Annotated in this window: 11 protein-coding genes; 9 read left to right on the top strand and 2 right to left on the bottom strand. The window is 66.8% G+C overall.

Annotated features, from left to right (window positions below):
• Positions 1–20 precede the first annotated feature (20 nt).
• The 9 genes from H261_RS06365 to H261_RS06325 all read left to right on the top strand — a co-directional run bounded on the left by H261_RS06365 (position 21) and on the right by H261_RS06325 (position 7,555).
• Positions 21–1,112: a DNA polymerase III subunit delta' gene (locus H261_RS06365; protein ID WP_008615604.1), complete on the top strand. Its 1,092-nt coding sequence runs from the start codon at positions 21–23 to the stop codon at positions 1,110–1,112.
• A gap of 32 nt (positions 1,113–1,144) precedes the next feature.
• Positions 1,145–2,695, top strand: coding sequence for a methionine--tRNA ligase (gene metG / locus H261_RS06360; RefSeq protein WP_008615603.1), 1,551 nt, complete (start codon positions 1,145–1,147; stop codon positions 2,693–2,695).
• Positions 2,696–3,475 (top strand): TatD family hydrolase, encoded by a 780-nt coding sequence (locus H261_RS06355; RefSeq protein WP_008615602.1) that lies wholly within the window; start codon positions 2,696–2,698, stop codon positions 3,473–3,475. It abuts the gene before it with no gap.
• Complete coding sequence (locus H261_RS06350; RefSeq protein WP_008615601.1) at positions 3,472–4,242, top strand: MBL fold metallo-hydrolase; 771 nt, start codon at positions 3,472–3,474, stop codon at positions 4,240–4,242. Before H261_RS06355 ends, H261_RS06350 begins: the two co-directional genes overlap by 4 nt.
• Before the next feature lie 68 nt (positions 4,243–4,310).
• On the top strand, positions 4,311–4,634 hold the full coding sequence (locus H261_RS06345; protein ID WP_008615600.1) for a hypothetical protein: 324 nt from the start codon (positions 4,311–4,313) through the stop codon (positions 4,632–4,634).
• 37 nt (positions 4,635–4,671) lie between these two features.
• Positions 4,672–5,340, top strand: coding sequence for a transglutaminase-like domain-containing protein (locus H261_RS06340; protein ID WP_040475846.1), 669 nt, complete (start codon positions 4,672–4,674; stop codon positions 5,338–5,340).
• On the top strand, positions 5,340–6,161 hold the full coding sequence (gene mazG, locus H261_RS06335; RefSeq protein ID WP_008615591.1) for a nucleoside triphosphate pyrophosphohydrolase: 822 nt from the start codon (positions 5,340–5,342) through the stop codon (positions 6,159–6,161). The genes H261_RS06340 and mazG overlap by 1 nt, the downstream gene beginning before the upstream one ends.
• On the top strand, positions 6,148–6,801 hold the full coding sequence (locus tag H261_RS06330) for a hypothetical protein (protein ID WP_008615590.1): 654 nt from the start codon (positions 6,148–6,150) through the stop codon (positions 6,799–6,801). The genes mazG and H261_RS06330 overlap by 14 nt, the downstream gene beginning before the upstream one ends.
• A 1-nt stretch (position 6,802) precedes the next feature.
• The gene (locus H261_RS06325) at positions 6,803–7,555 is read left to right on the top strand and encodes an SDR family oxidoreductase (protein ID WP_008615589.1); all 753 of its coding nucleotides are present in this window, start codon (positions 6,803–6,805) and stop codon (positions 7,553–7,555) included.
• A 118-nt stretch (positions 7,556–7,673) separates the two neighbouring features.
• Here the strand turns inward: H261_RS06325 and H261_RS06320 are convergent, their stop codons facing one another.
• Both H261_RS06320 and mfd read right to left on the bottom strand, forming a co-directional pair.
• Positions 7,674–8,876: a pyridoxal-phosphate-dependent aminotransferase family protein gene (locus H261_RS06320; RefSeq protein WP_008615588.1), complete on the bottom strand. Its 1,203-nt coding sequence runs from the start codon at positions 8,874–8,876 to the stop codon at positions 7,674–7,676.
• 38 nt (positions 8,877–8,914) lie between these two features.
• Positions 8,915–12,373 (bottom strand): transcription-repair coupling factor, encoded by a 3,459-nt coding sequence (mfd, locus tag H261_RS06315; protein WP_008615587.1) that lies wholly within the window; start codon positions 12,371–12,373, stop codon positions 8,915–8,917.
• Between the last annotated feature and the right edge of the window lie 4 nt (positions 12,374–12,377).

Raw genomic sequence — 12,377 nt, 5'->3', positions numbered from 1 at the left:
GCGTCCCGCCCGCATACCCCATGACCGAGTCCCCCCATCCGCGCGAAACCTCCGAGTTGTTCGGCCATGCGGCGGCCGAGACGGCGCTGCTCGACGCCTGGAATTCGGGGCGGCTGGCCCATGCCTGGCTGCTGTGCGGCCCCAAGGGCATCGGCAAGGCGACGCTCGCCTATCGCTTCGCCCGCTTCGTGCTGGCGGGAGGCGGGGAGGGCGGCGGGCTGTTCGGCGACGCGCCGTCCAACCTGGAGATTCGCCCGGATCATCCGGTGTTCCGCCGCATCGCCGCCCAGGGCCATGCCGATCTGCAAACCGTGGAGCGCGGCTGGACCGACGACAAGAAGAGCAAGCTGCGCTCCGAGATCGTGGTCGAGGACGTGCGCGGCATCGGCCACTTCATGTCGCTGACGCCGGCCGAGGGCGGCTGGCGGGTGGTGATCATCGATTCCGCCGACGAAATGAACCGCAACGCCGCCAACGCGGTGCTGAAGGTTCTGGAGGAACCACCGCGCAACGCCTTGATGTTGCTTGTTTCCCATTCTCCCGGCCGGTTGCTTCCCACCATCCGTTCGCGCTGCCGCCGCCTGATGCTCCAGCCGCTGGAGGACGGCGTGGTGGCCGATCTGCTGACCCGCCAGCGCCCCGAATTGGGGCCGAGCGAGGTGGCCGCCCTGGCCAAGCTGGGCGAGGGCAGCATCGGCAAGGCCTTAGGGCTGGCCGACGAGGGCGGACTGGACCTCTACCGCGAACTGCTCGACCTGCTGCACGGTCTGCCACGCCTGGACGTGCCGGCGCTGCATGCCTTCGGCGACAAGGTGGCACGGCCCGAGAACGACGGATCGTTCCGTACCGTCACCGAATTGCTGGGCTGGTGGCTGGCCCGCCTGATCCGTGCCGGCGGCCGCAAGGGGGCCGGCATGGCCGAGGTGGTGGCGGGCGAGGGCGCCCTGATGGAGCGCCTGCTGGCGGCGGCCAGCCTTGAACATTGGCTGGAGGTATGGGAAAAGATCACCACCCTGTTCGCCCGCACCGAAGCGGTCCATCTCGACCGCAAGCAGGCCGTTCTCGGCGCCTTCATGGCGGTGGAACGCCTCGCCCGCCAGGGTTCACGATAACGGGCAACAACTTGATTTAGCGGAGCATTCCCATGAATGGGGCCGGGACCTTCTACGTCACCACGCCGATCTACTACGTCAACGACAAGCCCCATATCGGCCACGCCTACACCACGCTGGCCTGCGATGTGCTGGCGCGCTTCAAGCGCCTGGATGGCTTCGACGTCAAGTTCCTGACCGGCACCGACGAGCACGGCCAGAAGGTGGAGAAGTCGGCGGAGGCCTTCGGCGTCAGCCCCCAGGCCCTGGCCGACCAGAATTCGGCCAATTTCCGCGAGCTGGCCCAAATCCTGGGCTGTACCAACGACGATTTCATCCGCACCACCGAGGCGCGCCACAAGGTCGCCTGCCAGGCCTTGTGGGACAAGCTGGTGGCCAAGGGTGACATCTATCTCGGCGCCTATGAGGGCTGGTACTCGGTGCGCGACGAGGCGTTCTACGCCGAGGACGAACTGGTCAAGGGCGAGGGCGGCGCCAAGCTGGCCCCCACCGGCGCCCCCGTCGAATGGGTGAAGGAACCCAGCTATTTCTTCCGCCTGTCGGCGTTCCAGGACCGCCTGCTCCAGTGGTACGAGGACAACCCCGATTGCGTGGCGCCCAACTCGCGCCGCAACGAGGTGATGAGCTTCGTCAAGGGCGGGCTTCAGGACCTGTCGGTGTCGCGCACCAGCTTCAAATGGGGCATTCCGGTGCCCGGTGACGATTCCCACATCATGTATGTCTGGCTGGACGCGCTGACCAACTACATCACTGCCCTGGGCTATCCCGACACTGCGGGCGATTTCGCCCGCTACTGGCCCAATACCATCCACATGGTGGGCAAGGATATCGTCCGCTTCCACGCCGTCTACTGGCCGGCCTTCCTGATGGCCGCCGACCTGGCTCCCCCCAAGCGCGTCTTCGCCCACGGCTGGTGGACCAACGAGGGCCAGAAGATCTCCAAGTCGGTGGGCAACGTCATCGATCCGCTGTCGCTGATCGAGACCTACGGTCTGGACCAGGTGCGCTACTTCCTGCTGCGCGAGGTGCCGTTCGGCAATGACGGCGATTTCAGCCACCGCGCCATGATCGGCCGCATGAACAGCGAGCTGGCCAACGATTACGGCAATCTGGTCCAGCGTTCGCTGTCCATGATCGGCAAGAATTGCGGCGGTGCGCTGCCCGCCCATTCTCCCGACAGCGACGACGACAAGGCCATGCTGGGCGCCGCCTACGCCATGCTGGCCAAGGTCAGGGAGTCCATGGACCGCCAGCTCTATCACGAGGCCATCGAGACCGTCTGGGTGGTGATCCGCGCCGCCAATGCCTATGTTGACAAGCAGGCGCCCTGGGCGCTGAAGAAGACCGACCCCGCCCGCATGGGCACGGTGCTGTGGGTGCTGGCCGAGACCATCCGCTGCCTGGCCCTGCTGACCCAGCCGTTCATACCGGCGGCCTCGTCCCGCATCCTCGACCAGCTGGCCGTGGCGGAAGGGGAACGCGGCTTCGCCTTCTTCGGCCCCGACCATCCGCTGAAGGAAGGAATCGCCCTGCCGGCGCCCCAGGGCGTGTTCCCGCGCCATGTGGAAGAGGCCTCCGCCTAAATGCTGGTCGACAGCCATTGCCATCTGGACTTTCCCGACTTCGCCGACGATCTCGACGGCGTGGTCGGCCGTGCCCAGGCGGCGGGAGTAGGGGTGCTGCTGACCATCGGCACCCATATCAGCCGCTACGACCAGGTGGTCAAGGTGGCCGAGCGTTTCGACAACGTCTGGGCCAGCGTCGGTGTCCACCCGCACGAAGCGGGCGTGGCGCCCTTCGCCGACCTCGATACCCTGCTGCGCCTCGCCGAGCATCCCAAGGTGGTGGCGTTGGGCGAGACCGGCCTGGACTATTTCTACGACAAGAGCCCGCGCGAGCGGCAGCGGGAATCGTTCCGCATCCATATCGAGGCCGCGCGGCGCACCAATCTGCCGGTGATCGTCCATACCCGCGACGCCGACGACGATACCGGGGCGATCCTGGCCGAGGAGATGGGGAAGGGGGCCTTCACCGGGCTGGTCCATTGCTTCAGCTCCGGCCCAGACTTCGCTGAAAAGGCCGTGAACTTAGGCCTGTTCGTCTCGGCGTCAGGCATCATGACCTTCAAGACCGCCGAAGCCTTGCGCGATACCCTGGCCGGCGTGCCGCTCGACCGCCTGCTGGTGGAGACCGACGCGCCCTATCTGGCCCCGGTTCCCTATCGCGGCAAGCGCAACGAACCCGCCTACGTCGCCCATACCGCCGCCCGGCTGGCCGAGGTCAAGGGCGTGACCATGGCCGAGATGGAAGCCGCCACCACCGACAACTTCCACCGCCTGTTCACCAAAGTGACGCGGCCATGAAGGTCACCTTCCTCGGCTGTGGCGGCGCCGCCGGCGTTCCGACCATCTCCGGGGGATGGGGGGCCTGCGATCCCGCCGATCCGCGCAACCGCCGCCGGCGCTCCTCCATCCTGGTGGAGGAGGGGGAGACCCGCATCCTGGTGGACACCTCGCCCGACCTGCGCGACCAGATGCTGGCGGCCGGGGTGAAGAGTGTCGATGCGGTGATCTACACCCACGACCACGCCGACCATCTGCACGGCATCGACGACCTGCGCGAGATCAACCGCGCCACCCGCAAATGGCTGCCGGTATGGGGCGATGCCGGGACGCTGAAGACGGCGCGGACCCGCTTCGCCTATGCCTTCGAGCCGCTGGAGGAGATGGGCGAATTCATCTACCGCCCGCTGCTGGAGGCCCACGAGATCACCGGGCCGTTCCGGGTCGGCGGCATCGGGGTGATGCCCTTCGACCAGGACCATGGCTATTGCCGGACGCTGGGCCTGCGGTTCGGATCGGTTGCCTACAGCACCGACGTGGTCGACCTGCCGGACGATTCGTTCAGGGCCCTGGACGGCATCGACACCTGGATCATCGGCTGTCTGGTGGATTATCCCCACCAGACCCACGCCCATGTGGCCAAGGCGGTGGAATGGATCGAGCGCGTCGGGCCGCGCCGGGCCTACATCACCCATATGGGCTCGCGGCTCGATTACGAGGCGGTGCGCCGCGCCGTTCCGCCTCATGTGATTCCGGCCCATGACGGGCTGGTGATCGAGGTTTCCTGACCCATATCTATTCGTCGTCATAATATACATTATGCGACAAATAGATATGGGAACGTTGGGAGGCAGACATGAACGACCCGCAGCGGCTGATCCGTACCGTGACCCTCTCCCTCGCCCCGGACGCCGACGGCGCCGTCATCGCCGGGCTTGCCTTGCCCGAGGGAATTCTTGACCTGCAGACCGCCGGCAACGGCCGTGTGGCCGTTACCTACGATCTGCGCCACGTCACGCTTCCCGCCATCGAGCGCTGGGCCGCCGCCAACCGCCTGAAGCTCTCCGCTTCCATGGCCGCCCGTCTGCGCCGCCGCTGGCTGGCCTTCAAGGACGACAACCGCCGCGACCAGGCCGCCATCGTCCACCGGTGTTGCAGCGTTCCCCCCGGCAAGGATTAGCACTATGCTGGCCGGCCCGAAGCCATCCGGAAGCATCATGACCGTCGATCCCCGCGCCCTGCAGCCCGCCAAATTCGTCCAGAGCGACGACCCGGCCATCGTCGCCTTCGCCACGGACGCCGCCGCCGGCGCCGCCGACCGCCTGGACGCCGCCATCCGCCTGTATTACGCCGTGCGCGACAAGGTGATCTACAATCCCTATGTGCGGTTCAACCAGCCGGAAACCTATTCGGCCAGCGACATCCTGGCCGCCGGCAACGGCTTTTGCATCCCCAAGGCGGCCTTGCTGGCCGCCTGCGCACGGGCCATCGGCATTCCCGCCCGCCTGGGTTTCGCCGATGTCCGCAACCACCTCGCCACCCCCAAGCTGATCGAAAAGAACGGCAGCGACGTGTTCTGCTGGCACTCCTTCGCCGAGATCATGGCCGAGGACCAATGGGTCAAGGCCACCCCCGCCTTCAACCTGGCGCTGTGCGAGAAGTTCGGCGTCCATCCCCTTGAATGGGATGGAAAAACCGACTCGGTCTTCCACCCGTTCGACAAGCAGGACCGCCGCCATATGGAATATGTCCAGGAGCGTGGAAGCTATTACGACGTGCCCTACGAGGAGATCGCCGCCACCTATCGCGAACGCTGCCCGCTGATGATGGTCGACGATCCCTGGGGAACCGGCGCCGATTTCGCCGCCGAGGCCAAGGCTCAGTGATGGGCGGCGAGACGCCCATCGAGCGCCTGCTGGCCATCATGGCGCGGCTGCGCGCCCCCGAGTGCGGCTGCCCCTGGGACCTGGAGCAGAGTTTCGCCACCATTGCGCCCTACACCATCGAGGAAGCCTACGAGGTGGCCGAGGCCATCGAGCACGGCGACATGGCCCAGTTGAAGGACGAGTTGGGCGACCTGCTGTTCCAGGTGGTGTTCTACGCCCAGATGGCCAAGGAGAACGGCGATTTCGACTTCGACGCCATCGCATCCTCCATCGCCGACAAGATGGTCCGCCGCCATCCCCACGTTTTCGTCGAGAATGACGGCCGCGATTCCGCCGGACAGGTGGAGGCCTGGGAGGAAACCAAGGCCCGCGAACGCGCCGCCAAGGCCGACGGCGCCGAGCCGGGCATCCTGGACGGGGTGGCCCGCACCCTGCCCCCCATGACGCGGGCGCTGAAGCTGCAGAATCGCGCCGCCCGGGTGGGTTTCGACTGGGACCGGCCGGAAACCATCCTCGACAAGCTGGCCGAGGAAGCCCATGAAATCGCCGAGGAAATCCGTAGCCAGGCCCCCTTCGACCGGCTGGAGGACGAGATGGGCGACGTGCTGTTCGTCTGCGTCAACCTGGCCCGCAAGCTGAACGTCGATCCCGAGCGCGCCCTGAAGCGCGCCAACACCAAGTTCGAGCGCCGCTTCCGTCATATCGAGACGGAATTGAAGGCGGCGGGACGCTCGGCGGAAGCCGCCACCCTCGACGAGATGGAGGCTCTGTGGCAGGCTGCCAAGACCTTGGAGAAGGCCGGAGGGCATGGTGGCGGGTGACTGGCTGAAGCGGATCGGCGTGCTGGCGGCCCTGCTGCTGCTGTCGTCGTGCTATATCCCCGACAAGTTCAGGGGCGAGCTGCGCCTGTCCAAGTACGGCGATTATTCGCTGAGCTTCAAGGGCGACCTGATGTTCGCCCCCATCCTGGACGATTACCGCAAGAACAAGATCAAGCCCGAGAACGAGGCAGAGCGGCAGGAGAACATCCGCCGCGACCTGTCGCGCGACATCGCCTTCCGCAAGATCGAGTCCAAGGGCAAGGGGCGCTTCTCGGTGGAATACGAGCGGGTCGGCCGCCTGGAAAAGGTCCAGCTGACCTCGCTGATCCGCCGCGATGCCCGGATGCTGTCGCTGCGTTCCATGGAGAACGGCGCCATCGTCATCCGGGCCAACGCCATGAAGCCCTCGGACGCCCAGATCCTGGCCGAACTGGGACTCAACATGGAAGGCGAGTTCCGCATCACCACCGATGGCAATGTGGTCGAGCACAACGCCACCGTGGTCAAGCCGTTCGGTACCTCCAAGGTCTATATCTGGAAGATCGAGAACCCCCTGGCGCCCATGCCGCATTTGGTGATGATCCGCGATATCGACCCCAACCGCCCCCTCGCCCCCCGCGCCTCGGAGGTCAACAAGTAGCATGTGGACGAACCGTACGGTCCTGGTCACCGGCGCCACCGCCGGCTTCGGCGCCGCCATCGCCCGGCGCTTCGCCGCCGACGGCGCCGCTCTGGTGATCTGCGGCCGCCGCACCGACCGGCTGGAGGCGCTGAAGGCCGAACTGAGCGCCGTTCCGGTGCATGCCGCCGCCCTGGACGTGCGCGACCGGGCGGCGGTGGCCGCCTTCGCCGCCGCCCTGCCCCGGCCCGTCGACGTCCTGGTCAACAACGCCGGGCTCGCCCTGGGCCTCGAGCCGGCCCAGAACGCCGACCTCGACGATTGGGAAACCATGATCGACACCAACCTCAAGGGTCTGATGTACATGACCCGGGCCATCCTGCCCGGCATGGTGGAGCGCGACCGCGGCCACGTGGTCAATCTCGGCTCGGTGGCCGGCACCTATCCTTATGGTGGCGGCAACATGTATGGCGCCACCAAGGCCGCCGTGGCCCAGTTCTCGCTCAACCTGATCACCGATCTGGCCAAGACCCGGGTACGGGTGACCAATATCGAACCCGGCCTGTGCGGCGGCAGCGAGTTCTCCCAGGTGCGCTTCCACGGCGATGCCGAGAAGGCCGCCAAGGTCTACGAGGGTACCCAGCCGCTGACCTCGGACGACATCGCCGAGGCGGTCTACTGGGCGGCATCGCTTCCCGCCCACGTCAACATCAACCGCATCGAGATGATGCCGGTCTGCCAGGCCCCGGGCGGGCTGAGCGTGCATCGGGGATAAGGAAGAGCCTCGGATATTCACCACGAAGGCGCAGGGGAACGAAGGATCACGAAGGAAAAGAGATTTCCTCTTCTTCGTGCCCTTCGTGCCTTATGTGGTGAATTTACAGGGCTTTCCCCTACGCCCTTACCTCGGACGCCAGGCTGCGTTCCAGTTCGGCCATGCCGCCGGGCATGTCCACCGTGCCGCCGGCGGCGCGCATGGCGGAGCCCAGGGCGTGCAGGGTGCGGAACAGGTTGGGGGCACGGGACTGCTCGCCCATCTGGCCGATGCGGACGATGGGCAGGCCGAAGGCGCCGGAGATTTCCACCTTGTGGACCTGGCTCATGATGTGGCGGACCTGATCGGCCGAGACGTGGCCGGGCAGTTCGATTCCCACCACCGAGTTGAGGCGCGAATCCGGGGCGATCAGCAGCTTGAGGCCCATGGCCTCGATACCCCGCTGCAGCGCCGTCGAGCACTGGGCGTGGCGGCGGAAGCGGCCCGGCAGGGTCTCGTCGCCGATCAGGCGCAGCGCCTCGTGCAGGGCCAGGATGCCCGACACCGGGGCGGTATAGTGGTAGGAGTGGTTGTGCCAGAACTGGTGCGCGAGGCGGGCGTCCAGGCACCAATGGGCCATGGGGGCGTTGCGCTTCTCGATGCGGGCGAAGGCCTCTTCCGAGAAGGCGATCAGCGACACGCCGGGAATGGAGGACAGGCCCTTCTGACCGCCGGTGATGATGGCGTCCACCATCCACTCGTCCATTTCCATGGGCATGGTCGACAGGGTGCAGACGGCGTCGACGATGTTGAGGCAGCCGTATTGCTTGCCCAGGCGGCAGATTTCCACCAGATCGCGGTTCCACACCGTGTTGGAGGTCTCGCCCTGCACCACGGTCAGGATCTGGAAGTTGCCGGTCTTCAGCGCCTTTTCCACGTCCTCGGCGAAAATGGCCCGCTTGTCGGGGGCGTCCAGACGGGTGACGTCGCCGCCGACGCGGTCGGCCATCTCGGCCAGACGGCGGGAGAACAGGCCGTTGCAGATGGACAGCACCCGGGTCCCCGGCTCCACCAGATTGGCGATAGCCATCTCCATGGCGGCCGAGGCCGGGCCGGCCACGCCCATCACATGGGGCGAAGCGGTCTGGAAGACGTAGCGGCCCATGGTCTTCACCTGTTCGATCACCGCGTTCATGGTGTCGCCCAGGTGGTTGATGATCAGCGAGTTGGCCATGGCCACCTTGACCGGAATCGGCACCGGTCCGGCGCCCATCATCAGCAGGGGCTCGTCGGGAAGGATGTTTTCCAGGGGGATGACGGTGGGGGGCGTGGGATATTTCATGTCGGTTCCTAAAGGCGGGATTCGCCTATACTCCATTTTCAGGCCGAAGCCAATTCCGCCAGTTTGCCGATGACGTTGCGCAGCCCGGTGATCCGCTGCTTCGGGTCTTCCCAGGCGCGCAGGAAGACGATCTTGTGGTCGGGCCTGATCTTGCAAGAACCGGCCGACCGCGCGATGAATTGCACCAGGGCGGCCGGATTGGTGAAGACGTTGCCGCGCAAGGAGACCACGGCGCCCTTTGGCCCGGAATCCACCTTGTCGATGCCGGCCAGCTTGCACAGCGCCTTGATGGCCACCACCTCCAGCAGGTTCTCCACCTCGGGCGGCAGCTTGCCGAAGCGGTCGATCAGCTCGGCGGCCAGGGCCTCGATCTCCGCCTGATCGGCCAGCGAGCCGATGCGGCGATAGAGCGACAGGCGCACCGACAGGTCGGCCACATAGGTCTCGGGGATCAGCACCGGGGTGCCGACGGCGATCTGCGGCGACCATTCCTCGGCGGCCTCGCCCCCCTGCCCGCCCTTGGCGGCGGCCACCGCCTCCTCCAGCAATTGCTGGTAAAGCTCGATGCCCACCTCGCGGATATGGCCCGACTGCTCCTCGCCCAGCAGGTTGCCGGCGCCCCGGATGTCCAAATCGTGGCTGGCCAGCTGGAAGCCGGCCCCCAGCGTGTCGAGCGCCTGCATCACCTGCAATCGCTTTTCCGCCGCCTTGGACAGCACCTTGTCGTTGGGCAGGGTGAAGTAGGCATAGCCCCGCGTCTTGCCACGCCCCACCCGGCCGCGCAGCTGGTAGAGCTGGCCCAGGCCGAACATGTCGGCGCGGTGGATGATCAGGGTGTTGACGCTGGGCATATCGATGCCGGATTCGATGATGTTGGTGGACAGCAGCACGTCGTACTGCTTGTCGCCGAAGGCCACCATCACCTCTTCCAGGTCGGCAGGCGCCAGACGGCCATGGGCCACGGCGGTCTTGACCTCGGGCACCAGCTTGGCCAGGCGCTCGGCCACCCGGTCGATATCGGCCAGACGCGGGCAGACATAGAACACCTGTCCGCCGCGATAGCGCTCGCGCAGGATGGATTCGCGCAGCACCACCGGATCGTAGGGCAGCACGAAGGTGCGCACGGCGAGGCGGTCCACCGGCGGGGTGGCGATGACGCTCATTTCCTTCACCCCCGACAGCGCCATCTGGAGGGTGCGGGGAATGGGCGTGGCGGTCAGCGTCAGGACGTGAACGTCGGATTTCAGCTGCTTCAGGCGTTCCTTGTGGGCGACGCCGAAATGCTGCTCCTCGTCGATGATCAGCAGGCCCAGGCGCTTGAAGCCGATGCCCTTGGCGAGAAGCGCATGGGTACCGATCACGATGTCCACCGAACCGTCGGTCACCCCGGCCTTGACCTCCGACGCCGTCTTGGCGGTCACCAAGCGCGACAATTGCTCGACCCGCACCGGCAGACCGGCGAAGCGTTCCTTGAAGGTGCGGTAATGCTGGCGGGCCAGGAGCGTGGTGGGCACCACCACCGCCACCTGAAGGCCCTGCAACGCCGCCACGAAGGCGACGCGCATGGCCACCTCGGTCTTGCCGAAGCCCACATCGCCGCAGATCAGGCGGTCCATGGGGCGGCCAGAAGCCAGATCGGCGATGCAATCCTCGATGGCGCGCAGTTGGTCGTCGGTCTCGGCGAAGGGGAAGCGGGCGCAGAACTCGTCGTACAGCCCCTCCGCCGGCACCAGCGCCTCGCCCCGGCGCATCTGGCGCTGGGCGGCGATGCCGATCAGCTGGTCGGCGATGTCGCGGATGCGCTTCTTGAGCTTGGCCTTGCGGGCCTGCCACGCCGTGCCGCCCAGCTTATCCAGCGACACACCCGCCTGCTCCGAACCGAAGCGGGTCAGGACGTCGATGTTTTCCACCGGCACGAACAGCTTGTCGCCACCGTCATAGATCACCCGCAGGCAGTCGTGGGGAGCGCCCGACACTTCCAGAGCAACCAGGCCGTCATAGCGGCCGATGCCGTGCTCCACATGCACCACCAGGTCGCCCTCGGACAGGGCGGAGGCCTCGGCGATGAACTGGGCGCCCTTCTTCTTCTTGCGGGCGGGCCGCGCCAGACGGTCGCCCAGGATGTCCTGCTCGGTGACCAGGGCCAATTGGGAGGTGGTGAAGCCGTGGTCGAGGCCGAGGATGGCCACCGCCACCCTTCCCTTGTCCAGGGCCTGGGCCTCGGCCCAGCTGTCCACCGTCTCGATGCCCTTGATGCCGTGGTCCTTCAGCACCCCGGCCAGACGGTCGCGGGAGCCTTGGGTCCAGGCGGCGATCACCATGCGGCGCCCGGCCTTGGCCTGTTCCTCGGCGTGCTCGCGCACGCAGTCATAGACGTTGATGCCCGGCCGCGCCCGCATATCGGCGAAGTCGCGGCCCAGACGCCCGCCGGCATCCAGCGAGCCGTCTTCCGCCGGGTCGAAGGGCGACAGGTGGAGGACGGGGCACATGCCCAGCAGCCGGTCCCATTCCTGGCGCTCGAGATAGAGCCGTTCGGGCGGAATGGGGTGGTAGACCATGCCGGATTCGGTCAGGCCCGAGCCGGACAGGCCGGCGCGGGCGTCGAAATATTCCAGTACCAGGGCGTGACGGGCGGACAGCGCCTCGTCCGACTGGTGATCGAGCACTACCGCCGCCTCGGGCACATAGGCGAACAGGGTGTCGAGGCCGTCATGGAACAGCGGCAACCAATGCTCCATGCCGTTGAACTTGATGCCCTCGGAAATGGCCTCGTACAGCGGGTCCGGCCCCTGCACCACCCCGAACATCTCGCGGTAATGGGCGCGGAAGCGGGCGATGGAGGCCTCGTCCAGCCCCACCTCGCTGACCGGGCGGCAGACGAACCCCTCAACGACCCCCGTGGTTCGTTGGCTCATGGGGTCGAAGGAGCGCACGGACTCGATCTCGTCGCCGAAGAAATCCAGGCGCAGCGGCTCGCCCGAGCCCGGCGGGAACAGGTCGACGATGCCGCCCCTGACCGCGTACTCGCCCGGCTCCATTACCGTGTCGGCGCGTACATAGCCGTTCTTGGCCAAAAAGCCGATCAGCTTGTCCATGGACAGCGCCGAGCCCTTGCGGGCGTCCAGCGTCGCCGAGGCCAGGGCCTCGCGCGGCGGCACCCGTTGCGCCAAAGCGGGAACGGTGGTCAGCACCACGAAGGCGCCCTTCACCCCGTCGGCTAGCCTTGCCAGGGTGTCGATACGCCGCGCCACCATGTCCACATGGGGCGAGACCCGGTCATAGGGCACGCAATCCCAGCCGGGAAACTCCAGCACGGTGAGCTCGGGGGCGAAGAAGGCCAGCGCCTCGGCCACCCGCGCCATGCGGCCCTCGTCGCGGGCGACGTGCAGGATACCGCCTTCCGTCCCCGCCGCCAGTTCGGCCAGCAGCAGGGCGTCGCGCCCTTCCGGCGCGCCGGCGACCTTGTGGCGCCCCGGCTCCGCGATAAGATTATCCATATTT

It is taken from the genome of Paramagnetospirillum caucaseum (assembly GCF_000342045.1).
GTDB lineage: Bacteria > Pseudomonadota > Alphaproteobacteria > Rhodospirillales > Magnetospirillaceae > Phaeospirillum > Phaeospirillum caucaseum.
The sequence above is the reverse complement of the archived record's forward strand: the minus strand, read 5'-3'. Positions and strand labels throughout refer to the sequence as shown.

What these genes read in the sequence shown, in the direction of transcription:
- H261_RS06365 (WP_008615604.1), top strand. Translation starts at nt 21, where the DNA reads ATGACCGAGTCCCCCCATCCGCGCGAAACCTCCGAGTTGTTCGGCCAT.
- metG (WP_008615603.1), top strand. Translation starts at nt 1,145, where the DNA reads ATGAATGGGGCCGGGACCTTCTACGTCACCACGCCGATCTACTACGTC.
- H261_RS06355 (WP_008615602.1), top strand. Translation starts at nt 2,696, where the DNA reads ATGCTGGTCGACAGCCATTGCCATCTGGACTTTCCCGACTTCGCCGAC.
- H261_RS06350 (WP_008615601.1), top strand. Translation starts at nt 3,472, where the DNA reads ATGAAGGTCACCTTCCTCGGCTGTGGCGGCGCCGCCGGCGTTCCGACC.
- H261_RS06345 (WP_008615600.1), top strand. Translation starts at nt 4,311, where the DNA reads ATGAACGACCCGCAGCGGCTGATCCGTACCGTGACCCTCTCCCTCGCC.
- H261_RS06340 (WP_040475846.1), top strand. Translation starts at nt 4,672, where the DNA reads ATGACCGTCGATCCCCGCGCCCTGCAGCCCGCCAAATTCGTCCAGAGC.
- mazG (WP_008615591.1), top strand. Translation starts at nt 5,340, where the DNA reads ATGGGCGGCGAGACGCCCATCGAGCGCCTGCTGGCCATCATGGCGCGG.
- H261_RS06330 (WP_008615590.1), top strand. Translation starts at nt 6,148, where the DNA reads ATGGTGGCGGGTGACTGGCTGAAGCGGATCGGCGTGCTGGCGGCCCTG.
- H261_RS06325 (WP_008615589.1), top strand. Translation starts at nt 6,803, where the DNA reads ATGTGGACGAACCGTACGGTCCTGGTCACCGGCGCCACCGCCGGCTTC.
- H261_RS06320 (WP_008615588.1), bottom strand. Translation starts at nt 8,876, where the DNA reads ATGAAATATCCCACGCCCCCCACCGTCATCCCCCTGGAAAACATCCTT.
- mfd (WP_008615587.1), bottom strand. Translation starts at nt 12,373, where the DNA reads ATGGATAATCTTATCGCGGAGCCGGGGCGCCACAAGGTCGCCGGCGCG.